Origin of the sequence: Bradyrhizobium betae, assembly GCF_004123905.1 — a bacterium.
Classification (GTDB): Bacteria; Pseudomonadota; Alphaproteobacteria; order Rhizobiales; family Xanthobacteraceae; genus Bradyrhizobium; species Bradyrhizobium betae_A.
On record NZ_MZXW01000054.1, the window covers coordinates 115,062 to 138,141 of the forward strand.

Here is a 23,080-nt window from a genome sequence, read left to right on the forward strand (position 1 = left end):
GCACGCGATGAAGATCGGAATCCCCGTCTACGACGGCGTCGACATGCTCGACGTCGCCGGCCCCTTCGAAATGTTCGACTGGGCGAATTTCGACGTCGAGATCGTCGCCGCCAAGCCGGGGATGAAGCGATTTCGCGGCCGGGGATTTCCGTTCGAGGTCAAGAAGTCCTTCGCGGAATGCGCGCAGTATGATGCGGTCTGGGTCCCCGGAGGCGACCCGGCCGCGCTCACCGAGATCATCAACGACCCGCACCAGACCTACTTTCATTTCCTGACCAAGCAGGCCGCCGGTGCGAAATACATGTGCTCAGTCTGCGAGGGCGCGATGCTGCTCGCGGGCTCGGGGCTTCTGGACGGCCATTTCGCGACGACACACTGGGCCTTCCTCGAATGCTTCCCCTTGCACTTTCCGAAGGTGAAGGTCGCCGACGGTCACCCGCGTTTCGTGCTGGATCGCAATCGCCTGACCGGAGCTGGAATCTCGGCAGGCCTCGACGAAGCCCTGATGTTGATTACACTGCTCGGCGGCACGGAGCTGGCCCGCGAGGTTCAGCAGAGTACCCAGTACTATCCGGACCCGCCTGTTCGCAGTGCGATTCCGCCGACGCCGAAATGTCCGCTCGTCGGCGTCAACCAGCCGGAGCCGAAGCAATAGGTCCGCTTGACCCATGAGAGGCGTATATAGAAGATTGATATTGCTATGTTTTATTGGGTTTCGCGAAGGCGGCCGGTTCAGCTTGTGGAACTCTTTCGCTGCGTCTGCGTTATCCCGGCATGACCGAAGACATTTCCTTCCGACGCAAACCGCTGACCCCCGAACAGCGCCAGGCTCGCGACGCATCACGCCGGGTCGAGGCCGAAAAGGCCATGCGTGACCATGAAGCAGCGCAGAAGGCGTTTTACGCCAACAAGGAGCGGCTGAGAGCCGAACGCCTCGCGCGCGAGGCCGCGGGGGCAAAGGAGTGACCGACCTCGGTCGGTGCGCCAACCTCTCGTAATCCGACCTTGCGACTTTGCCTAGTGCCGATTGGACGCCCGCTTCGCGCTCAAGGCTAGCTTGAATGCCTGCACGGCGCCTGCGAGGGCGCCGCGGGGTGATTGTGCTTCGATCGCTTCGGCTGCGATGCGGCAATCATGGGCGACCTTGAGCAATCCACTTCGGGCGAGGTCCATCGTGGACAGGGCAGCCTGCTCCAGGCAGAGGCGTTCAAGCCGTCGAAACTCGCGCAGCTCTCTGTTCATGCGTCAGCTCTCGATATCCCCCTCATCATGCGGCGCTGAGTCTGCTTAACGAACAGTAAACGTCTTCGCCTGGCGGAGCTGGCTGGCGCCAAGCTGACGGCTGCAGTGAACGGACCGGGCGTGCGGCGCGCGGCAGGCTTGACGGCGTTTGCCTTCCGGGACGAAGCTTCAAATGATCCTCAATTGACGTGAATGACGGAGACGTTCGCTCCCGGCAAATCCGGTTCCCTCAGCGAAAACGCAATGGAGCTGACCATGACCACGTTCGACAAGCGCGAGCAGGGCTTTGAGGCGAAATTCGCCCACGACGAGGAGCTCATGTTCAAGGCCACGGCCCGGACCAACAAGCTGCTCGGACTCTGGGCCGCCGACCAGCTCGGCCTTAGCGGCGATGCCGCGGCGAGCTACGCGACGGCGCTGGTGACGGACAATCTGCAGAGCCGGACGATCGACGATGTCGTGGGCAAGGTCTCGGGCGATCTCGCCGCCAGGGGCGTGTCGCGCGAGCAGGTCGCCCAGAAGTTTCAGGAATGCCTGCATCAGGCCGTCCAGCAGCTCGAAGCAGACAAACAATAAGGCCGGCCTTGCGTCTCACTCGGCGTGCTTGCGCATTCCGGAATCGCTGAGCCTGTCGACATAGGCAATGCCGATCGCCGAGAGAATGAAAGTGATGTGGATCAGCACCTGCCACATCACGCCGGTCTCGGTGAAGCCGGCGCGGTTCGAGCCGAGATTGCCGGCCTCGATGAAGGTGCGCAGCAGCGCGATCGAGGAGATGCCGATAATGGCCATGGCAAGCTTGATCTTCAGCACGCTCGCATTGACGTGGCCGAGCCATTCCGGCTCGTCCGGATGGCCCTGGAGGTCGAGCCGCGAGACGAAGGTCTCGTAGCCGCCGACGATGACCATCACGAGCAGGTTGGAGATCATCACGACGTCGATGAGCGCGAGCACGCTCATCATGATCTGCTGTTCGGTGAGGTCGATGGCGTGCCAGGAGAGGTGCCAGAGCTCCTTGAGGAACAGCACGATGTAAACGCATTGCGCCACGATCAATCCGAGATAGAGCGGCAGTTGCAGCCAGCGTGAGCCGAAGATGATCATCGGCAGCAGCCCCAGGCGCGGCGCGAGCGGGCTGGCTTCGGTGCTGGCTTCAGGCTCAACCGACATTCAGCAGGGATCCTTGCAGGGAGATGATCTGGCTTTGATGTAGCCCGACAAGATGGCTGGCGGAAGACGCGCGGTGCAATTGCGGCCCTCCAGGGATCGGGCCGTTTCGTGCTAGCGTCGGACGTGGCCGTCGCGCGGGCGGCCTGGATCGGGAGATCGGACGTGCGAAGCGGCTTTGGCAACGGGCAGGTGGGGATCGCGCTCGCCGCGGTGATCTTGCTTGGCGCCGGCGAGGCGTCGGCGACGCCGCTGACGCCGTTTCGCTACGAGGCGCAGGCTCAGCGTCATTGCCCGCACGACCGGGTGGTCTGGCTCGATTTCAGGAAGGGCGTCTATTACAGCAAGGCGCAGAAGCGATATGGCCAGGGCTTTGACGGCAGCTTCGTCTGCCTGAACGAGGCCCGCGACAGCCTCTATCGCCGCTCACTGCTGGGCCTGCGCTAAGCGGGGTGCGATTCGCCGTTCGGGACGCGCGGGCTATTTCTGGCCCGGCAGCTTCATCGGCACGTGCGTGGAGGTGCTGATGACCCGGGGGCTTCCGTCGGGATAGGTGCGGTCGCCACGGATCAGCGATTCCAGAACGAGAAAGAATTTCTCAGCAAGCATTTGCGTCACCCTCGTTGGTGATGGCCTCTTGAAATTAAGTCGAGGCGTCGAATGCAGAAATTCAATCAACTAAACGGGAGCAGGGCAATCCAAAACGGATCGCATGCTGCATCGCGGTGTAGTTGTAGTTAGAAAAAGGGAAAGTGGTGGTAGCGCTCAGCCGAAGGCCAGCGCCACAAGGCTCGAGCAGAGCAGGACCAATCCGCCTGCGGTCAATGCCAGGAAGCTGTCGGATACGAGGTCATGGTTGCGCATGGGACACCTGCCGCTCTCGTCTTCGATGCTCGCTCGGATCGATTAAAATTGTCCGAACGGGCCGTCTTGAAAGAGGTGATGCTTGCCGTCCGCGCGAATGCCCTCAGGCCCTCGTGCGGTAACCTTCAAATGCATGGGCCAGGAAGATCCCCGCGCTTACCAGACCCATCAGTGCCGAAACCGTCTCGATCATCGTTAAATTCCAAATCCCGCCCTTGCATCCGAGAGAACGCGTGCGGCCTTGCACAGTCAAAAGAATTCCAGTGAGCGGGCTGACAATGGGGGTGGAGTGAGGATTTGGCGCAACAGAATGTCCAGGAGCGGCACAGAGCAGGTGCTTGCGCTCCGTAGATCAACGGGGGGAAACGAACGCGCCGTTTACCATCCCGCCGTGTTCGCTGTGGACTCCCCATTTCCGCCGTGTTCCGGTTGCGTTATTCTTACTGCTCCGACGCGGTGGTGGGCCGCCTCGGATTGAAGGACCGGACAGCGCTTCCCCGTAACCAAAGCGGGTTGGGTACGCCTCCGGCGAGATGGTATTTGGGGCGAATGGGGATCCGACGGTCAGATTCGGTTTTGCGGGCCGCGCGCGGTGTTGCGGCGGTCGCAACCTGCCTCGTGCTCGCCAATTGCGCATCCTCCAACAAGTTCGCCAGCCGCGTCGATCCGAAATACGGCGTGTCCTCGAGCCCCCGGGTCGTGGCCCTCGGTGATCCCGTTCCGAAGGGCGGCGGCACCTACCGCATCGGCAAGCCCTATGTGGTGGCGGGCCGGACCTACGTGCCGGAGGAGGATGTCAACTACCGGGCCGAGGGCATGGCGTCCTGGTACGGCGATGATTTCCACGGCCGCCTGACCGCCAATGGCGAAGTGTTCGACATGGGCTCGCTGACGGCGGCGCATCCGACCCTGCCGATGCCGTCCTATGCGCGGGTCACCAACATGTCGAACGGCAAGTCGCTGGTCGTTCGCGTCAATGACCGTGGGCCCTATCACGGCAATCGACTCATCGACGTCTCGAACAAAGCCGCCGAACTCCTTGAATTCAAAGGCAATGGCGTCGCCAAGGTCCGTGTCGAATATGTCGGCCGGGCGCCGCTCGAAGGCTCCGACGACCGCCAGTTGATGGCGACCTTGCGAACCGGGATCCCGGCGCCGTCACCCTCGATGGTCCGGGTCGCCTCGGCGAGACCGTTCGTGCCGGAGCTGCCGTCGTCGAACCGCGGCGCCATCCGCGGCGAGGTTCCGACGCCGGAAGGACGGCCCTACAATCTCGGCAACACCTCCGCCGACATGGCCTCGCTCAATGCGACCTCGGAAATGTCGGCCTCGAGCCGCAGCCGTGGCCGGGCGCTCCAGAATGCCCGGCAGGTGTCCTATGACGGCGAGGGCCGCTACGAGACCGAGAGCGCGTCGTCCGCCGCCTATACTTCGGACGGCGCTGCCGAGGCCCGCGGCATCCTGAGCGGCCGCGGTCTCTACTAAGCAGGCAAATCCAGCCAGCGATGCAGCACCGCTGCGCTCCGGTTCAGAACGGGATGCGTGCGCGCCCCGTGAAGGTCCAGATCTGCGTGTTGCCGCCGATGCCGCCGAGCTCGGCGCCGAAGCCGACCGTTGTGCCGCCTGCCAGCCTTGCGCCGATGCCGCCGGTGACGCGCGCCGACCAGCCCTGGAGCAATGGCGTCGAAGCGAGCGGGATCCCGCCGGCGGCAACGATCGCGGCCGCATCGTCCTGCGTGAAATAGTAGTCGGCATAGACGCCGGCATAGGGCAGCAGCAGCACGCTATCGAGCCACGGCACGGGGTAGGAGACCCTGCTGCCGGCAGAGGCGCGGCCGCTGGAGAAGGTGCGGGGGGCCTGCTGGGTGCCGAGCGAGTCGACATAGGCGTTTTCACGCTCCCACAGCGCGTAGACCTTGGCCGACGGCTCGATATTGAAATTGGCCCAGCTGTAGCTGCCGGTGAAGCCGGTCGCGAACATCCAGCGATTGCCGTTGAAACTGCCCTGGGCGGTGCCGGCAACGCCGTTATAGCCGATGCCGGAATAGGTCACGGCCGCGTCGTAGCGCAGCGTCGGGATGATCTTCCAGCCGAGATAGGCGCCGACCGTCCAGCCGTCGCCCTTCAGCTTTCCGTTGATGTCGGTCTCGGTGTAGCTGAAATTCTCGTAGCCGCCGACCACGCCGACCAGCAAATCGGGCCTCGCCCGGTAGGTCAGTCCCGACAGCAAGTTGATCTGCTGGCCGTAGAGCGTGGCTTGCGTTGCGCCCTGACCGATGTTGCCGGACGAGCCCCAGCGGTCGATTCCGGTGCCGCGCACGTCGATCCAGAACAGCCAGTCCTTCTGCTCCTTGAAGCGCGCGGCGGGTGCCTTGGTCGGCGCCGCCCGATCGATCGCAGCGAAGGCGTCATCGATCCGCGAAGCGCCGCGGCCGCGCCCGCGGCCGCCGGCATAAGCGTTGGAGCCTTGCGACGCGGACTGTTGATCCGATTTGGGCTTGTCGTCCTCATCGCCGTCGGGCGCAGCGGCAAAATTGACGCGCATCCCGCCGGCACCCGGCGTGATGTATTGCCCGCCCTCGCTGAACCCCTCGGAGATCGCCGTGTCGATCGAACCGGAGATCGCCTGTCCCGAGGCCTGCGCCACGATCTTGGTGACATTGAGCTGGAGCGCGCGCAGCTTGGCGCTGTCGGCGGGAATGTCGACCGTCTGGTTCAGGGCCGGCGAGGTCGAGGCGTTGAAGGCCACACTGCGGTTGTAGGTCGCCGTGATGGAGTGATTGCCGACAGCGAGCGTGGTCGTGGCAAAGGTGGCGGCGCCGGCCGACAGGGTCGACGTGCCGATCGGCGTTGTGCCGTCGTTGAAAGTGACCGTTCCCGTCGGCGTTCCGCCCGAGCTGCGCACCGTGGCTGTGAACGTCACGGACTCGCCGTAGCTGCTCGGGTTCTTCGACGAGATGAGCTCCGTGGTGGTTGTGGCCGACAGATAGGTGAACCGGTCTGCCGCCGAAGTCGGCGACGTTCCACCAACCGACGTCACGGTGACGTCGACTGTGCCGGCGCCGGGCGGCGAGGTGGCCGTGATCGACGTTGCCGAGTTCACCGTGAAGCTGGTCGCATTGTTGGCGCCGAATTTCACCGCGGTGGCGCCCGTGAATCCGGTCCCCGTGATCGCCACGGACGTGCCGCCGATCGCGGATCCGGAGGTCGGCGAGATCGAGGTGACGGACGGTGCGGGCGTGTAGCTGAATTGATCCGATGCCGATGTGGCGGATGTTCCGCCTGGAGTCGTCACGGTGACGTCGACCGTGCCGGCGCCTGCCGGTGAGGTCGCGGTGATGGACGTTGCCGAGTTCACGGTGAAGCTCGTTGCATTGGTGGCGCCGAACTTGACCGCGGTCGCGCCGGACAGCCCGGTGCCGGTGATGGTCACCGACGTGCCGCCCGTCGTCGGGCCTGCATTCGGCGCAACCGACGTCACTGCCGGCGTCGCGGCGTAGGTGAACTGATCCGCCGCGGATGGGGCCGTCGTTCCGCCAGGTGTCGTGACCGTGACGTCCACCGTGCCGGTCCCGGCCGGAGAGGTCGCGGTGATCGAGGTCGCGGAGTTGACCGTGAAGCCCGTTGCATTCGTCGTCCCGAACTTCACGACGGTCGCACCGGTAAAATTGGTGCCGGTGACGGTCACCGATGTGCCGCCGGCGAGCGGACCGCCTGTCGGCGAGATCGAGGTCACGGTCGGCGCGGCGAAATAGGTGAACTGGTCTGCCGCCGAAGTCGGCGATGTGCCGCCCGTGGTCGTTACCCTGACGTCGACGGTGCCGGTGCCGGCCGGCGATGTCGCGGTGATCGAGGTTGCGGAGTTGACCGTGAAGCCCGCCGCCGCGGTTGCACCGAACGTCACGGCGGTCGCGCCGGTGAAATTGGTGCCCGTGATCGTCACCACCGTGCTGCCGGCCGCCGGCCCCGACGTCGGCGAGATTGACGTAACGGCTGGCGTCGCGACATAGGTGAACTGGTCGGCGGCCGAGGTTGCCGAGATGCCGCCGAGATTGGTCACGCGGAGGTCCACGGTGCCGGTGCCGGCGGGTGACGTCGCAGTGATTGATGTTAACGAATTGACCGTGAAGCTCGTTGCGGCGGTTGCGCCGAATGTCACCGCGGTGGTGCCGGTGAATCCCGTGCCCGTGACCGTCACGACCGTGCCGCCCGTCGTCGGGCCCGCATTCGGCGCGACCGACGTTACCGTCGGTGCCGCGGCGTAGGTGAATTGATCCGCAGCTGAGGTGGCCGACGTTCCGCCCGGCGTCGTGACCGTGACGTCCACCGTGCCTGTCCCGGCCGGAGAGGTTGCCGTGATCGAGGTTGCCGAATTGACCGTGAATCCCGTTGCGCTGGTCGCGCCGAACTTCACGGTGGTCGCGCCGGTGAAATTGGTGCCGGTGACGGTCACCGATGTGCCGCCGGCGAGCGGACCGCCCGTCGGCGAGATCGACGCCACAGTTGGCGCGGCGAAATAGGTGAACTGGTCTGCCGCTGATGTCGCGGAGGTGCCGCCTATCGTTGTCACCCTGACGTCCACGACGCCGATCCCGGCCGGCGAGGTCGCGGTGATCTGGGTTGCGGAATTGACGGTGAAGCCGGTGGCAGCACTCGGGCCGAAAGTCACCGCGGTTGCGCCCGTGAAGTTGGTGCCCGTGATCGTCACCGTCGTGCCGCCGGTGGCCGGACCCGATGTCGGCGAGATCGAACTGACCGTTGGCGATGGAACATAGGTGAATTGATCGGCGGCCGATGTCGCCGACGTGCCGCCGGGGTTGGTCACACGGACGTCCACGGTGCCGGCTCCCGCCGGCGAGGTCGCGGTGATCGTGGTCGCGGAGACGACCGTAAAGCCGGATGCCGCGGTGGCGCCGAAGGTCACCGCAGTCGTCGTCGAGAATCCCGTGCCCGTGATCGTGACCGTGGTGCCCCCTGAGCCGGGGCCTGTTGTCGGCGAGATCGAAGTGACGGTCGGGGCAGCGATGTAGGTGAATTGATCAGCGGCGGAGGTTGCCGATGTGCCGCCTGTGGTCGTCACCCTGACATCGACGGTCCCGGTGCCAGCCGGCGATGTTGCGGTGATCTGTGTCGCCGAATTGACCGTGAAGCTCGCGGCCGTTGCGCCGAAGACGACCGTGGTCGCCCCGGACAGATTGGCACCGGTTATGATCACTGTGGTGCCGCCGGCCAGCGGGCCGGATGTCGGCGAAATCGACGTGACTGTCGGGGGGCCGACATAGGTGAATTGGTCAGCTGCGGAGGTTGCCGACGTTCCGCCCGGAGTCGTGACCCTGACGTCGACCACGCCGGTCCCGGCCGGCGAGGTCGCGGTGATCGAGGTCGCCGAGTTGAAGGTGAAGCCGGTCGCCGCCGTCGCACCGAACGTCACGGCGGTGACCCCCGTAAAATTGGTGCCGGTGATCGTCACCGTGGTGCCGCCCGCTGTCGGCCCCGCCGTCGGCGAGATCGAGGTGACGGTGGGGACGGGGATGTAGGTGAACTGGTCAGCCGCCGAAGTCGCCGATGTGCCGCCCGTTGTCGTGACCCTGACATCCACGGTGCCGGTGCCTGCCGGCGAGGTCGCCGTGATCGTCGTCGCCGAGACGACTGTAAAGCCCGTCGCAGCCGTGGCGCCGAACACGACTGCTGTCGCGCCCGTGAAGTTGGTGCCGGTGATCGTCACCGTCGTGCCGCCTCCACCTGGACCTGATGTCGGCGAAATCGAGGTGACGGTCGGTGCCGGGACGTAGGTGAACTGATCGGCAGCTGAAGTTGCCGACGTACCGCCCGCGGTCGTGACCGTGACGTCGATGGTGCCGGCGGCATGCGCCGGCGATGTCGCGGTGATCTGGGTCGCTGAATTGACGGTGAAGCCCGTTGCCGCCGTGCCCCCGAACGAGATCGCCGTCGCGCCCGAGAGATTGGTGCCGGTGATGATGACCGTCGTGCCGCCGGTCTGCGGGCCGGCCGTCGGTGAGATCGAGGTGACTGTTGGCGGCGCGACATAGGTGAACTGGTCGGCGGCCGAAGTTGCCGACGTCCCGCCAGGGGTCGTGATCCTGACGTCAACAGTGCCGGCGCTGCCTGCCGGCGAGGTCGCGGTGATCGAGGTCGCCGAGTTGAAGGTGAAGCCGGTTGCCGCCGTCGCACCGAACGTCACGGCGGTGACGCCGGTGAAATTGGTGCCTGTGATGGTCACGGTGGTGCCGCCCGCCGTGGGCCCTGCCGTGGGCGAGATCGAGGTGACAGTCGGTGTGGGGATATAGGTGAACTGGTCTGCCGCCGATGTTGCAGACGTCCCGCCGGCCGTCGTCACGCGGACATCCACGGTGCCGGTCCCGGCTGGCGATGTCGCGGTGATCTGGGTCGCCGAATTGACGGTGAAGCCAGTCGCAGCCGTTGCCCCGAACGTCACGGCCGTCGCATTCAGCAGGTTGGTGCCGGTGATGGTCACGGTGGTGCCGCCGCCACCCGGGCCCGACGTCGGCGAGATCGAGGTGACGGTGGGCGCGGCCACATAGGTGAACTGGTCGGAGGCCGTGGTCGCGGATGTTCCACCCGGTGTCGTGACGGTGACGTCGACGGTGCCAGCACTGCCGGCGGGAGCGGTGGCCGTGATCTGGGTATTGGAGTTGACCGTGTAGCCCGTGGCATTGGTCGCGCCGAATTTCACACCGGCCGCGCCTGTGGTCGTGCTGAAATTCGTACCGGCGATGATCACCGTCGTGCCGCCACCCGTTGGGCCGGAGGTCGGCGAGATCGAGGTGACGGTCGGCGCGGCAACATATGTGTATTGGTCTGCCGCCGACGTCGGCGATGTCGAGCCGTTCGTGACCGTGATATCGACGGTCCCGGCGGCCCCTGCCGGTGCGGTCGCGGTGATCTGGGTGTTGGAATTGACGGTGTAGCTGGTCGCGTTGGTGGCGCCGAACTTGACGCCGCCCGCGCCGGTCGTCCCGGTAAAATTAGTGCCTGTGATCACCACCGACGTGCCGCCGGCCAAGGGCCCGGACGTCGGTGAAATCGCCGTCACCGTCGGGCTGGGCAGATTGATCGTGAACACAAAAGGGGTGTTCGCGATCGAACTGCCGGGACAGCTCGAGGTGAAATCGCTGCAGCCCGGCGCGTAATAGAGCGTGATCGTCTCCTGTCCGCTGCCCGTCTTGCTGTTCAGCGTGATGTCGATCCCGGCCTGACCGGAATTCGCACTTACACCAGCTCCGTTCGGGTTTGCTGGATGAAACGTATAGGTCGCCTTCGCCGTCGTCGGATTGTAGTCAGCGGCGGTGAGCTGTTGGTTGCCCGCATTGGTGCCGCTGGAATTGGAGATTGGCGCGTTCCAGAATGAATCTGTGCCCGAGACGGAAAAAAGGCCCCAAACAACGGAGTCGTCGGCAGGGGCGGAGGCCGTGCCGACAGTTAAGCACAGGCGGTAGGTCTGACCGACCGACGTGAAGTTGACCGTTACACCCGACGTGGAATTCGTCGTTTGATCGCAAGCAGCATTCGCCGCGGCCATCGCGCCGAGCATCAAGACGGCCGCGATGCAGATGCGTTGAGCCGCCCGCCAGACAGAGCGCAATATCCGCGACGGGATAGCTCCACCATCGCGTGCCGGGACCGCCAATTCCCCGATTATGTCTGGAACGGCCACCGCAATTGCGTGACTCACCGGCCCCCCTTGGCGGCAGCTCTCGACGGAGCAGCCGCCTAAAATCCCTGATTGTGAAATTATTCGCGTAAATTGTTGCGTGCATTTGGACGGGACGCGGTGCACAACGCAAGCGCGCAAGCCTCAAACCAAGTTGCGGACACTACTTTCCGGCGAACCGTTGCATGGCGGCAACAAAAGCGTGCTTTGGTCGCAGTCGACGCACGCCAATTTATGGTTGTGCTTGCGCTTGACTGTCAACGCTGGCTGATTAACAATCTCGGCGAGTGTGACGCAAGAAATTCATTCTTTAATTTAAGGATCGTCGTCGCGGTCTGCGCGCGACGGACCACTTGTTTTTTTGGGAGGGGTCATGCCGTACGAGCCTGTTCTCGGCCAGATTATGCCTTTTGCGGGCGCAATAATTCCCAGAGGCTGGGCGCCGTGTAACGGTGCGCTGCTGTCGATCCAGCAAAATTCCGGGCTGTTCTCGTTGCTCGGTACCTATTATGGCGGCAACGGAATGACGACATTTGCGCTTCCTGATCTGCGCGGTCGCGCGATCCTGGGCTCGAGTGGCGGCGGTGGTTCATACCCGGTCGGCATGGTCAGCGGAACGAATTCGGTCCCCTTGATCGTGTCGCAGCTCCCGGCCCACAACCATCTCATTCAAGTGTCCGCGACGGCCGGAGCCGGACGTGGAAACGTGCCTCCTAACAATAATGTCTTCGGGACGAACTCCCTGCCGCCGGGCAATCCAGCGATGATTTTCGCAGAGCCGGGCGGCGGCGACACGCCTTTGGCGATCGGCACCAACCTGGTGAATGAGGGCCTTGGTCAGGCGCACAACAACCTGCAGCCCTATCTCGCGATCAGCTATCTGATTGCGACGCAGGGGATATATCCGTCGCGAAACTGACCGCTGCACAACGGGACTTGCGCGAACGACATTCTGCACACCGACGCTTCGAACTTCCACGCATGCACCCTTCAAATTGAAGCGGTAGAGCGCACAGGCAAAGGATCACAGGCGATGTCAGATCCGTATATCGGCGAGATTCGACTGTTCGGCTTTCCGCGTATTCCCAACGGTTGGTTGGCGTGCGCCGGACAATCGCTGCCGATTTCACAATACGAAACGCTTTATACCGTGGTCGGCACGACCTATGGCGGCGACGGTGCCAGCACCTTCAACCTTCCCGATCTTCGCGGCCGCGTCGCGATCGGACAGGGACAGGGTCAAGGCTTCCCGAACTACGTGTTGGGGCAGGTTGGGGGTGAGGAGCAGCACACGCTGGTCGAGGCCGAAATGCCGGCCCACAGTCATGCGCTGGCGTCCTCCACCGCGACGGGGACGGCGGCAACGCCCGGGCAGACTCTCCATCTTGCCACGGCGTCAGCGGGTGAACTCTATGCGCCGACTGCGAACGCCGGGACTTACGCTGTCATGGCCGCCTGCGTCACGACGGCTGGCAACAGCGTCGCGCACGACAACATGATGCCGACCGTCGTTGCCAATTACTGCATCTGCTACTCAGGCATCTTCCCTTCATCCGGCTAGACTGCGCGCGCATCCGTATTCAGTCTCGAGGAAAGACACCATGTCAGAACCGTACGTCGGAGAAATTCAGGCCTTCCCGTTTTCTTGGGCGGTCGGCGGCTTCAACAATATTTGGCTGCCGTGCGGCGGCCAGCTTCTCGCCCTTCAGACCTACAGCACTCTGTATTCACTGATCGGCACCTCTTACGGCGGCAACGGTACGACCAATTTCGCCTTGCCGAACCTGAACGGGTCGATCGCGATCAGCCAGGGCCAGGGTCCGGGATTGCAGAATCGCGTCATCGGCGAGGTCGTCGGCAGTGCTCAGGTGAGCTTGGTCAGCGACAACATGGCGACGCACACGCACGTCCTGCAGCTCGGCAACAAGAGCGCGCAAGGTGCTGTGCCGGGTCCCGGAGCGCCGGGGAGCACGGTGGCGATCGATCCTGGCTTCAACGGCTTCACGGCGCCGCCCGGCACTCTGACCTTGGCGCCCAACGCCGTCGCGCTCACCGGGCAGAACCTTCCTCATGAGAACATGCAGCCCACCCAGGCGATCGTCTGGTGCATCGCCTATGCAGGAATTTTTCCATCCTTCTCCTGAACCATCTTGAGTGCGCGACGGCATGATTGATGGCGCGGCGCTAGACATCGTCCCGGACGATCCGGCGCTGCGGCTTCGGCCCGCGGGCCCGAGCGACGAGCCATTCATCCGCCATCTCTTCGAGGAGGTGCGGACCGGGCAATTCGCCGCCACGGGCCTGTCCGGGCCGATCCTCGATCAGGTGATCGCGCAGCAGTTCAGCAGCCAGACGGCCGGGTATGCCGCGCAATTTCCCGACGCGCTATCGCTGATCGTGACACGAGACGGCACCGCGATCGGCCGGTTGCTGCTTCATTGCGCAAGCGAGCGCTTGCACATCGTCGATATCGCGCTGCTGCCAGCTGATTGCGGTCACGGCGCCGGGACGAAGATCATCGAATCTCTCGCAGCGAGCGCACGGCAGCTGAGTGTCGAAGCGCTGACGCTCACGGTGCTCGCGAGCAATGTGGCCGCGCACAGGTTCTACCTGCGGCGCGGATTTGCCGAGACCGGGCAGGCGGGCGCCGCCCACATCGCGATGAGAAAGGACCTGACCTAACGCACCGCCGCCTCGCGCAAAAATTTCACCAGCGCCGCGTTCACCTCGTCGGGCCGCTCCTGCTGCACCCAATGGCCGGCGCCTTCTATGATGAGTTTTCGCGTCAGATTGGGCAGCACGCGCTCCAGCTCGTTGACGCGCTTGGCTCCGATCAGCCCCGTGATGACCGCGTCTTTCGAACCGGCGATGAAGAGGGAGGGCTGGTGGATCTGCGCATCCTGCCAGGGCGCCGTCAGCTCCCAATTGCGGTCGAGGTTGCGATACCAGTTCAGCCCGCCGCGGAAGCCGGACTTGCGGAAGGCCTCGTTGAAGATGGCCAGATCGGCCTCGCTGAGCCAGGCGGGCAGCGGCTCCTCGGCAGTGGCGTGGCCGAGGAAGCCCTTGCCCTCCTGCACGAACATGGCGGCGCTGGGATCGGCGAGGCCGCGGCCGCCGAGCACGATGCGCATGGTACGGGCAACGTCGTGCTCGAGCTCGGCCTCGGCGACGCTCGGGGTCTGGAAATACTGCCAGTAGAAATTGGTCACGCCGCCCTGGCGCAGCAGGTCGAGCGGCTTGCCGCGACCGCGGAACGGCGGCGGCACGCTGAGGCCCGCGACCGCTGTGAAGATGTCGGGCCGGAACAGCGCCGCATGCCAGGCGACCGGCGCGCCCCAGTCGTGGCCGACCACCATCGCCTTGGGCTCGCCCAGCGCCTGAACGAGGCCGACGATGTCACCGACCGTGTCGAAGATCGAATAGGCATTCGCTTCAGACGGCGCCGCGCTCTGGCCATAGCCGCGCATGTCGGGGGCGACGACGTGGAAGCCGGCGTCCGCGAGCGCTACGATCTGGTGGCGCCAGGAATAGGACAGTTCCGGCCAGCCATGGCACAGCACCACCAGCGGGCCCTGGCCGGCTTCGCGGATGAACAGGTCGATCCCGTTGGCCTTGATCACGCGGGTGGAGGACATCGCTTTTCCGCCTTGTTTCAGGGGTTTGGTCAGGAAAGATGAGGTGCCACGATAGGGCCGCGGCGAGAATCGTGCAAACTCGGGTGCTGGCGCCAACCTCGTGTTGTTCGCACCGATTCCAACTGTTAGAACGCCGCTCTCAGGGCTTCGCCATGGCATTTCGTCTCTCTCCGCTTCGTCGCGACCGGTTCACCACCGGAGCGCTGGTGCGCGGGCTGATCGCTGCTGTCCTGGTGGCGGGCATCGGCTGGAGCGGGGCGCTCTACGCCGCCAACCAGAGCGTCCAGGGCGCCAAGAAGGCGGAAGAGGCCGGCTTCGACGGCGACGCGCCGACCGCGATCCTGATCGAGGCCTCCAGCGGCAGCGTGCTGTTCGAGAAGAACGCCGACGAGCTGCGCGCGCCCTCCAGCATGATGAAGCTGATGACGGCGGAGGTTGTCTTCAACGCCATCAAGAAGGGCGACATGAAGCTGACCGACGAATACCGGATCAGCGAGAACGCCTGGCGCAAGGGTGGCGCGCCCTCGGGCGGCTCGACCATGTTCGCGGCCATCAACAGCAAGGTCTCGGTCGACGACCTCCTGCACGGCGCCATCATCCAGAGCGGCAACGACGCCTGCATCGCGCTTGCCGAAGGCATCGCCGGCAACGAGAAGATATTCGCCGCCGATTTCATGACCAAGCGCGCCCGCGAGCTCGGCATGCCGAAGTCGACCTTTGGCAATTCCAACGGCCTGCCCGATCCCGGCAACAAGATGACCGTGCGCGAGCTCGGCATCCTCGCCCGGCACATCATTCTGGACTTCCCCGAATTCTACAAGCTGTTCGGCGAGAAGGAATTCACCTGGAACAAGATCCGCCAGCCGAACCGCAATCCGTTGCTGAATTCGATGGAAGGTGCGGACGGCCTGAAGACCGGGTTTACCAAGGAAGGCGGCTACGGCATGGTCGGCTCTGCCGTGCAGAACGGCACGCGGCTCATCGTCGTCGTCAACGGGCTCGAAGACCCCGAGGATCGCGCCACCGAAGCCAAGAAGATGCTGGAATGGGGCTTTCGCAATTTCGAGACCCGCACGTTGATCGCGGCCGACCAGCCGGTCGGCTACGCAAAAGTGTTCGGCGGCGAGAGCCGCTCGGTGAAACTGGTCGCGAAAGATCCCGTGAAGGTGATGGTGCACAAGAACGGTAGCGACAAGCTGATCGCGCGCGTGGTCTATAGTGGTCCGGTGCGGGCGCCTGTCGAGGCTGGCCAGAAGGTCGGCGTGGTCAAGGTCTGGCGTAGCGGCAATATCGCGGTGGAGACGCCGGTCTATGCGGCCGATGCGATCGCCACCGGCTCGACCGTGCGCCGCGCGATCGATGGTGCCAGCGAGCTCGTGATCGGCATGTTCCGCGCGGGCGCCGAGAAGCTCTGATCATGAGTGAAAGTGCGGGACAGCGGCGGTCCGGACGCGGACGTTTCATCACCTTTGAAGGCGGCGAGGGAACTGGCAAGTCGACCCAGATCAAGAAGCTTGCCGACCGGCTCAAGGCCGCGAAGCTTCGCACCCTCGTCACGCGCGAGCCGGGTGGCTCGCCTGGTGCCGAGATCATGCGCCATCTGGTGCTGTCGGGGATGGGCAAGCTGCTCGGGCCCGAGGCCGAGACACTGCTGTTCGCAGCCGCCCGTGACGACCACGTCCGCACCGTGATCGAGCCCGCGCTCAAGCAGGGCATTTGGGTGCTGTGCGACCGTTTTGCCGACTCGACGCGCGCATATCAGGGCAGCCTCGGCAGCGTTCCAATTGGTCTCATCAATGCGATGCAGCGGGTCACGATCGGCGATCTCAAGCCTGATCTCACCATCATCCTCGATTTGCCTGTCGAGATCGGCCTCCAGCGCGCCGCCGCGCGCCGCGGCAGCAGCACGCCCGACAGGTTCGAGGGCGAGAAGCTCAGCTTCCACCAGGGCCTGCGCGAGGCTTATCGCAAGATCGCGGCGGACGAGCCTTCGCGCTGCGTGCTGATCGACGCCAATTCCGATCCCGATACAGTGGCTGGGCGCGTCTGGAGTGTAATGCGCGAGCGGCTGCTCCTGACGCCAGCCTCGGTGGTTTCCGTATGAGCCCGCGCAAGGCCGAGAGCGAGAGCGCGATTCCGCATCCGCGCGAGACGAGCCTTCTGTTCGGCCATCGCGAGGCCGAGACGGCGCTGCTGACGGCCTATCGCAGCGGGCGCATCCCGCATGCCTGGCTGATCGGCGGGCCGCAAGGCATCGGCAAGGCGACGCTGGCCTATCGCATGGCGCGTTTCGTGCTCGCCCGCGGCCAGCCGCTGGCGCCAGCCGTGCAGCGCGCCGAAGACCTCGCGATCGATCCTGAGGACGCCGTGGCGCGCCAGGTCGCGGCCGGCTCGCATGGCGGCCTTTTGACGCTGGAGCGCACCGCCAACGACCGCGGCGTGATGCGCACCGTGATCACCGTGGACGAGACCCGCGAGACGATCGGCTTCTTCGGCTCGACCGCTGCGGCGGAAGGCTGGCGCGTCTGTATCGTCGATACTGTCGACGAGCTCAATCCGAATGCGGCCAACGCGCTGCTGAAGATCCTGGAGGAGCCGCCGCAGCAATCGCTGTTCCTGCTGGTGAGCCACGCGCCGGCGCGCGTGCTCGCCACAATTCAGTCACGTTGCCGCAAGCTGCGCCTGCGGCCGCTCGAAACGGATGAGGTGATCGGCGCGGCGGCTTCGGCGGCTGATCTCGCTCCGACCGACCTCGCCCTGCGCGAAGCGGCGGAGGCCTCCGAGGGCAGCGTGGCGCGGGCGCTGACGCTGCTCGGCGGGGATGCGTTGAAACTCCAGCAGCGCACGGCGTCGCTGCTTGCGCGACTGCCACAAGTCGATCCGCGCGAATTGCATACGCTCGGCGAATCGCTGGGGACCAGCGATCGCGTCGCGCTTGCGGCCTTCATCGACGGCATCGATCGCTGGATCGCGGAACGCCTGCATGCGGACGAGGCCAACGCCAACCAGAACCTGCCGCGCCTTGCGCGCCTAGCTGAGGTATGGGAAAAGATCGTCCGCGCCGCGCGCGACACCGAAACCTACAATCTGGAGCGAAAGCCCTTGGTTTTCTCGGTGTTCGGCTGGCTGGCGGACGCAACGCGCTAGGCGCATTCGTTTCCAAATTTGAGAAGTCGGTAAAGGAATTCGTCGTGGCAACACGAGCTAAGAAAATCGCCAAGGGCAAGAAGACGGCTGCGAAGAAGGTCGTCAAGAAAGCCACGAAAAAGGCTGTGAAGACGCGCGCGTCCGCCAAGAAGGTCCAGAAGTCCGAGAAGGCTGCCGCCAAGAAGGGCGTGAAGAAGAGCGCTGCGAAGACGTCAAAGAAGGCCGGCAAGAAGGTTGCGAAGAAGCAGGTCGTCGCCAAAAAGGCGGTGAAGAAAGCGGCCAAAAAGGCAGCCAAGTCTCCGGCGAAGAACAAGGCTCCGGCGAAGAAGGTCGCCAAGAAAGCGAAACTGACCACGCCTGCCGTGACCGCCGCACCGCGTCCTGTCGCCACGCCGCCGAAGGTTGTGAAGCCGAAGGTGTCGTTGCCCAAGGTGTCGAAGCCTGAGGCGGCGCGCGGGCCGAAGCCCGGCGCGGCTCCGCAAGCCGCGGCACCCGTTGCGGCCCCCGCGCGCGACAATATCTTCTACATCTCGACCGCGATCGCCTATCCCAACGGCAGCCCGCATATTGGCCACGCCTATGAGGCGATCTCGGCGGACGTGCTGGCGCGCTTTGCGCGGCTCGATGGCAAGGACGTCTTTTTCCTGACCGGCACCGACGAGCACGGCCAGAAGATGGTCCAGACCGCGCAGAACGAAGGTTTGACGGCCGCGCAGCTCGCCGAGCGCAACGCGAACCGCTTCAGGGAGATGGACCAGCGCCTGAACGTGTCGTTCGACCGCTTCATCCGTACCACCGAAGAGCAGCACCATCGCTCCAGCCAGGAGATATGGCGGCGCATGGAAGCCAACGGCGATATCTATGCCGACACCTATGCCGGCTGGTATTCGGTGCGCGACGAGGCCTATTACGCCGAGGACGAGACGCGCCTGAACGACGAAGGCGTGCGCCTCGGGCCGCAGGGCACGCCAGTGGAGTGGGTCGAGGAGAAGAGCTACTTCTTCCGCCTCTCGACCTATCAGGACAAGCTTCTGAAGCTCTACGCGGATCGCCCTGATTTCATCGGGCCTGACTCCCGCAAGAACGAGGTGGTGAGTTTCGTCAAGGGCGGCCTGCGCGACCTCTCGATCTCGCGCACCACCTTCGACTGGGGCGTCAAGGTGCCCGGCGACGAAGAGCACGTGATGTATGTCTGGGTCGATGCGCTGACCAACTACATTACCGGTGTCGGCTTCCCCGACGAGAGCGACAAGAACTGGCGTTACTGGCCGGCGGACGTGCACATCATCGGCAAGGACATCATCCGCTTCCACGCGGTGTACTGGCCGGCATTCCTGATGTCGGCGGGCATTTCACTGCCGAAGCGGGTCTATGCCCATGGCTTCCTGTTCAACAGGGGCGAGAAGATGTCGAAGTCGGTCGGCAATGTCGTCGATCCCTTCAATCTTGCGGACCAGTATGGCGTCGACCAGATGCGCTATTTCTTCCTGCGCGAGGTTTCGTATGGCCAGGATGGAAACTACAATCACGAGGCCATCGTTGCGCGGATCAATGCCGATCTCGCCAACGATCTCGGCAACCTCGCGCAGCGCTCACTGTCGATGATCGCCAAGCAACTGGGCGGCGTGCTGCCGGAGCCGGGCGCGTACAGCGACAACGACAAGGCGATTTTGGCGATGGCTGACGGCATGATCGCCGCGAGCCGCGAAGCGATGGCGACGCAGCAGATCCATCACTGGCTCAACGCCGTGTGGGCCGTGGTCGCGGAGGCCAACCGCTATTTCGCGGGCGAGGCGCCGTGGGCGCTGGCCAAGACCGATCCTGCCAGGCAGAAGACGGTGCTCTACGTCACTGCCGAAGTCGTGCGCCAGATCGCGATCCTGGCCCAGCCGGCGATGCCGACCGCATCCAGCTTGCTGCTCGACAGCCTCGGCGTCCCCGCGGGCGAGCGCGATTTTGCGTCGCTCGGCGGCGACAAGCGCATCGCGCCCGGCTCGACGCTGCCGGCGCCGACGCCGGCGTTCCCGCGCTACATCGAGCCGGCGGCTTAGAGGCGTTCGCGCAATGCTGGTCGACAGTCACTGCCATCTGGATTTTCCCGACTTTGCGGAAGATCTCGACGGGATCGTCTCACGTGCACGTGCGGCCGGCATCGGCCGTATGGTCACGATCTCGACGCGGGTGCGCAAACTCAATCAGCTTCTCGCAATCGCCGAGCGCTTCGACGATGTCTATTGTTCGGTCGGCACCCACCCACACAACGCCGACGAGGAAGATGGCATCTCGCCGGACGAACTGATCGCGCTGACGCAGCATCCCAAGGTCGTCGCGCTCGGCGAGGCCGGGCTCGACTATTTCTACGACGACGGCTCGCCGGAGGCGCAAGCGAGGGGCTTCCGCGCTCATATCGCGGCTGCCCGCGCGACTGGCCTGCCGCTCGTGATCCACACCCGCGAGGCGGACGAAGACTGCGCCCATATCCTGGAAGAGGAGGTGGCCAAGGGAGCGTTTCGCGCGGTGCTGCATTGTTACACAGGCGGGCGCGAGCTGGCGCTGAAGGCAGTGTCGCTCGGGCTCTATATCGGTTTCACGGGCATCCTGACCTTCAAGAAGTCGGAGGCCCTGCGTGCGCTCGCGGCGGAGCTGCCGTCTGACCGTATTCTGGTTGAAACAGACTCGCCCTATCTTGCGCCCGGCAAGTTTCGGGGCAAACGTAACGAGCCGGCCTATGTGGTCGAGGTCGCCAAAGTGCTTGCCGAAACCCGCGGCGTGTCGCTTGAAGAGATCTCACGCCAGACCACCGACAACTTCTTCCGCCTGTTCTCCAAGGTGAAAGCTTGAGACTGGAATCCGCATGACGCTGACGCTGACGATCCTGGGCTGCGGTTCCTCCGCCGGCGTGCCGCGCCCGGCACTCGGCTGGGGCGCCTGCGATCCCAATAACCCAAAAAACCGCCGTCGCCGCTGCTCGATGATGGTCGAACAGACCTCAAGCCACGGCACCACGCGCATCGTGATCGACACCGCGCCCGATCTGCGTGAGCAGCTCATCGACACCAATGTCGATCATATCGATGCGGTGTTCCTGACGCACGAGCACGCCGACCAGACCCACGGCATGGACGATTTGCGCTCGGTCGTGCTCCACATGCGCAAGCGCATTCCGGTCTATTTCAACCAGTCGACCGCGAAAGACATCATGGCGCGGTTCTCTTATTGCTTCATCTCGCCCGAGGGCAGCGACTATCCGCCGATCCTGCATCGGCATTCGATCGAAGCCGGAGGGACGCAGATCATCGGCGGCAAGGGTGGGGACATCTCGATGACCGCCTTCCTGGTCCAGCACGGCCAGATCCCCGCGCTCGGCTATCGCATCGGCAACGCCGCCTACACGCCCGATCTCAACGACATCCCGCGGGAGAGCTGGGGTGCGCTGGAAAATCTCGATCTCTGGATCGTCGACGGCTTGCGCTACACCCAGCATTCCAGCCATTTCAGCATCAACGATGCGCTGTCCTGGATCGAGCGCTTCAAGCCGAAGCGCGCCGTCATCACCAACATGACCGCCGATGTCGATTACGAGGTCATCCGGCAATCGCTGCCATCAGGCGTTGTGCCGGCTTACGACGGTATGCGGCTGGAGACGCACTGAGCGCACTAATCAGCTCAGGCCGAGATCGCCTTGGCCGATCCCACCTCGTTACGCAGCAGGAATTTCTGGATCTTGCCTGTCGACGTCTTCGGAATCGGTCCGAACATGACCGCCTTCGGCGTCTTGAAGCCGCTCATATGCGAACGGCAGAAGGCGATGATCTCGGCCTCGGTCGCGCTGGCGCCGTCCTTCAGTTCGACGAAGGCGCAGGGCACCTCGCCCCATTTCGGATCGGGCTTTGCGACCACGGCGGCAAACAGCACGGCCGGGTGCTTGTAGAGGATGTCCTCGACCTCGACCGAGGAGATGTTCTCGCCGCCGGAGATGATGATGTCCTTGGAACGGTCCTTGATGATGACGTAGCCGTGCGCGTCGAGCACGCCGAGATCGCCGGTGTGAAACCAGCCGCCCTCGAAGGCTTCCTTCGTCGCCTTCTCGTTCTTCAGATAGCCCTTCATCACGATGTTGCCGCGGAACATGACCTCGCCGATGGTCTCGCCGTCGCGCGGCACCTCCTGCATGGTTTGCGGATTGAGGACGGTGACGCCTTCCTCGAGCGGGTAGGGCACGCCCTGCCGCCGCTTCATGCTGGCGCGCTCGGCGGCAGGCAACTCGTCCCAGCCGGGCTGCTCGGCGCAGACGGAGGCGGGGCCATAGACCTCGGTCAGGCCGTACACATGCGTCAGCTTGATGCCGATGTTTTCGGCGCCTTCGAGCACGGCGACCGGCGGCGCCGCGCCCGCGATCAGGCCGACGACGCGGCGGGCAGCACTGCCTTTCGGCGCGTCGGGCGCGTTGATCAGCGTGTTGTAGACGATCGGCGCGCCGCACATGTGGGTGACGCCGTGCTGCTTGATCAGCTCGAAGATTTTGGTCGGCTCGACCTTGCGCAGGCAGACATTGATGCCGGCTGAGGCCGCGATGGTCCAGGGGAAGCACCAGCCGTTGCAATGGAACATCGGCAGCGTCCAGAGATAGACCGGATGCTGGCCGAGTTGACCGGCGAGGATGTTGCTGACGGCATTGAGATAAGCGCCGCGATGATGCGTGACGACGCCCTTGGGATTGCCGGTCGTGCCCGAAGTGTAGCTCAGCGCGATCGCGTCCCATTCGTCGGTCAGTGGGATCGCAGTGAAGTCAGGATCGCCTTGCGCGAGCGCCGCCTCATACTCGATCTCGCCGATGCGCTTGCCGCCCTTGAAGGCGGCATCGTCGACGTCGATCACGAACGGTTTTGGCCCGCTCATCTGCGCCAGCGCGTCGGTGATCACGCCGGAGAATTCCGGATCGACCAGGATGATCCTGGCGCCGCCATGGTCGAGCTGGAACGCGATCGAGGGCGCGTCGAGGCGGATGTTGAGCGCGTTGAGCACGGCGCCGCTCATCGGCACCGCAAAGTGCACCTCGTTCATGGCCGGAATGTTCGGCAGCATCGCCGCCACGGTGTCGCCGACGCCGATGCCCTTGCCGGCGAGATACGACGCAAAGCGTTTGCAACGCTCATAGGTCTGCGCCCACGTGAAGCTGCGGCCTTCATAGACGGTGCTGACATGATCGGGATAGACCGCGGCGCTGCGCGCGAGGAAACTCACCGGCGTCAGCGGTACGTAATTGGCTTGCGTCTTGTCGAGGCCGATATTGTACGGGTTCTGCCGCTCACTCATCGACACCCTCCTTAAA

General features: G+C 64.4%; 22 protein-coding genes. 16 read left to right on the forward strand and 6 right to left on the reverse strand.

Annotation, left to right across the window (positions count from 1 at the left end; genetic code table 11):
- Positions 1–7: 7 nt before the first annotated feature.
- Entirely contained in the window at positions 8–655 is a 648-nt protein-coding gene (locus tag B5V03_RS38390; protein ID WP_129275598.1) for a DJ-1/PfpI family protein, read from the forward strand.
- A gap of 119 nt (positions 656–774) precedes the next feature.
- Positions 775–966 carry a hypothetical protein gene (locus B5V03_RS38395; protein WP_129275599.1) on the forward strand — a complete coding sequence of 64 codons (192 nt, stop codon included), beginning with the start codon at positions 775–777 and terminating at the stop codon, positions 964–966.
- A gap of 51 nt (positions 967–1,017) precedes the next feature.
- Here B5V03_RS38395 and B5V03_RS42945 read toward each other — a convergent pair whose 3' ends face one another.
- Complete coding sequence (locus tag B5V03_RS42945; protein ID WP_349643414.1) at positions 1,018–1,197, reverse strand: hypothetical protein; 180 nt, start codon at positions 1,195–1,197, stop codon at positions 1,018–1,020.
- Between B5V03_RS42945 and B5V03_RS42115 the strand changes: the two genes are divergently transcribed.
- Both B5V03_RS42115 and B5V03_RS38405 read left to right on the forward strand, forming a co-directional pair.
- A complete protein-coding gene (locus B5V03_RS42115) occupies positions 1,135–1,281 on the forward strand; it encodes a hypothetical protein (protein ID WP_206736241.1) in 147 nt (48 codons plus the stop codon). The two genes, B5V03_RS42945 and B5V03_RS42115, sit on opposite strands and share 63 nt — an antisense overlap.
- A 216-nt stretch (positions 1,282–1,497) precedes the next feature.
- Positions 1,498–1,818: a DUF1476 domain-containing protein gene (locus tag B5V03_RS38405; RefSeq protein WP_164988567.1), complete on the forward strand. Its 321-nt coding sequence runs from the start codon at positions 1,498–1,500 to the stop codon at positions 1,816–1,818.
- Positions 1,819–1,833: 15 nt separating this feature from the next.
- Here B5V03_RS38405 and B5V03_RS38410 read toward each other — a convergent pair whose 3' ends face one another.
- Positions 1,834–2,412, reverse strand: a complete 579-nt coding sequence (locus B5V03_RS38410) for a TIGR00645 family protein (protein ID WP_129275602.1) — start codon at positions 2,410–2,412, stop codon at positions 1,834–1,836.
- 162 nt (positions 2,413–2,574) lie between these two features.
- Between B5V03_RS38410 and B5V03_RS38415 the strand changes: the two genes are divergently transcribed.
- Entirely contained in the window at positions 2,575–2,856 is a 282-nt protein-coding gene (locus B5V03_RS38415; RefSeq protein WP_129275603.1) for a hypothetical protein, read from the forward strand.
- 33 nt (positions 2,857–2,889) lie between these two features.
- Here the strand turns inward: B5V03_RS38415 and B5V03_RS42860 are convergent, their stop codons facing one another.
- The gene (locus B5V03_RS42860) at positions 2,890–3,018 is read right to left on the reverse strand and encodes a hypothetical protein (protein WP_283811574.1); all 129 of its coding nucleotides are present in this window, start codon (positions 3,016–3,018) and stop codon (positions 2,890–2,892) included.
- Between the two features lie 804 nt (positions 3,019–3,822).
- Here B5V03_RS42860 and B5V03_RS38425 point away from each other — a divergent pair.
- The gene (locus B5V03_RS38425) at positions 3,823–4,758 is read left to right on the forward strand and encodes a septal ring lytic transglycosylase RlpA family protein (protein WP_129275604.1); all 936 of its coding nucleotides are present in this window, start codon (positions 3,823–3,825) and stop codon (positions 4,756–4,758) included.
- Between the two features lie 43 nt (positions 4,759–4,801).
- Here the strand turns inward: B5V03_RS38425 and B5V03_RS38430 are convergent, their stop codons facing one another.
- Positions 4,802–10,846 (reverse strand): IPT/TIG domain-containing protein, encoded by a 6,045-nt coding sequence (locus B5V03_RS38430; RefSeq protein ID WP_129275605.1) that lies wholly within the window; start codon positions 10,844–10,846, stop codon positions 4,802–4,804.
- Between the two features lie 493 nt (positions 10,847–11,339).
- On the opposite strand from B5V03_RS38430, the gene B5V03_RS38435 reads away from it, so the two are divergent.
- The 4 genes from B5V03_RS38435 (at position 11,340) to B5V03_RS38450 (ending at position 13,648) form a co-directional block, all read left to right on the forward strand.
- Positions 11,340–11,885 (forward strand): phage tail protein, encoded by a 546-nt coding sequence (locus B5V03_RS38435; protein ID WP_129275606.1) that lies wholly within the window; start codon positions 11,340–11,342, stop codon positions 11,883–11,885.
- Positions 11,886–11,999: 114 nt separating this feature from the next.
- Entirely contained in the window at positions 12,000–12,527 is a 528-nt protein-coding gene (locus B5V03_RS38440) for a phage tail protein (protein WP_129275607.1), read from the forward strand.
- A gap of 40 nt (positions 12,528–12,567) precedes the next feature.
- On the forward strand, positions 12,568–13,110 hold the full coding sequence (locus B5V03_RS38445) for a phage tail protein (protein WP_129275608.1): 543 nt from the start codon (positions 12,568–12,570) through the stop codon (positions 13,108–13,110).
- 10 nt (positions 13,111–13,120) lie between these two features.
- Positions 13,121–13,648 (forward strand): GNAT family N-acetyltransferase, encoded by a 528-nt coding sequence (locus tag B5V03_RS38450; RefSeq protein ID WP_245502476.1) that lies wholly within the window; start codon positions 13,121–13,123, stop codon positions 13,646–13,648.
- Here B5V03_RS38450 and B5V03_RS38455 read toward each other — a convergent pair.
- Complete coding sequence (locus B5V03_RS38455; RefSeq protein ID WP_129275609.1) at positions 13,645–14,601, reverse strand: alpha/beta fold hydrolase; 957 nt, start codon at positions 14,599–14,601, stop codon at positions 13,645–13,647. The genes B5V03_RS38450 and B5V03_RS38455 overlap by 4 nt on opposite strands.
- A gap of 152 nt (positions 14,602–14,753) precedes the next feature.
- On the opposite strand from B5V03_RS38455, the gene B5V03_RS38460 reads away from it, so the two are divergent.
- From B5V03_RS38460 to B5V03_RS38485, 6 genes are read left to right on the forward strand one after another with little or no spacing between them, the layout of a single operon-like run.
- The gene (locus B5V03_RS38460; RefSeq protein WP_164988568.1) at positions 14,754–16,016 is read left to right on the forward strand and encodes a D-alanyl-D-alanine carboxypeptidase family protein; all 1,263 of its coding nucleotides are present in this window, start codon (positions 14,754–14,756) and stop codon (positions 16,014–16,016) included.
- A 2-nt stretch (positions 16,017–16,018) separates the two neighbouring features.
- Positions 16,019–16,705: a dTMP kinase gene (gene tmk, locus B5V03_RS38465; protein ID WP_129275611.1), complete on the forward strand. Its 687-nt coding sequence runs from the start codon at positions 16,019–16,021 to the stop codon at positions 16,703–16,705.
- Complete coding sequence (locus B5V03_RS38470) at positions 16,702–17,748, forward strand: DNA polymerase III subunit delta' (RefSeq protein ID WP_129275612.1); 1,047 nt, start codon at positions 16,702–16,704, stop codon at positions 17,746–17,748. Before tmk ends, B5V03_RS38470 begins: the two co-directional genes overlap by 4 nt.
- Before the next feature lie 44 nt (positions 17,749–17,792).
- A complete protein-coding gene (gene metG, locus B5V03_RS38475; protein WP_129275613.1) occupies positions 17,793–19,799 on the forward strand; it encodes a methionine--tRNA ligase in 2,007 nt (668 codons plus the stop codon).
- A gap of 13 nt (positions 19,800–19,812) precedes the next feature.
- Positions 19,813–20,589 carry a TatD family hydrolase gene (locus B5V03_RS38480; RefSeq protein ID WP_129275614.1) on the forward strand — a complete coding sequence of 259 codons (777 nt, stop codon included), beginning with the start codon at positions 19,813–19,815 and terminating at the stop codon, positions 20,587–20,589.
- A 13-nt stretch (positions 20,590–20,602) separates the two neighbouring features.
- Positions 20,603–21,400: an MBL fold metallo-hydrolase gene (locus tag B5V03_RS38485; protein WP_129275615.1), complete on the forward strand. Its 798-nt coding sequence runs from the start codon at positions 20,603–20,605 to the stop codon at positions 21,398–21,400.
- Positions 21,401–21,414: 14 nt separating this feature from the next.
- Here the strand turns inward: B5V03_RS38485 and B5V03_RS38490 are convergent, their stop codons facing one another.
- Positions 21,415–23,064, reverse strand: a complete 1,650-nt coding sequence (locus B5V03_RS38490) for an acyl-CoA synthetase (protein ID WP_164988569.1) — start codon at positions 23,062–23,064, stop codon at positions 21,415–21,417.
- Between the last annotated feature and the right edge of the window lie 16 nt (positions 23,065–23,080).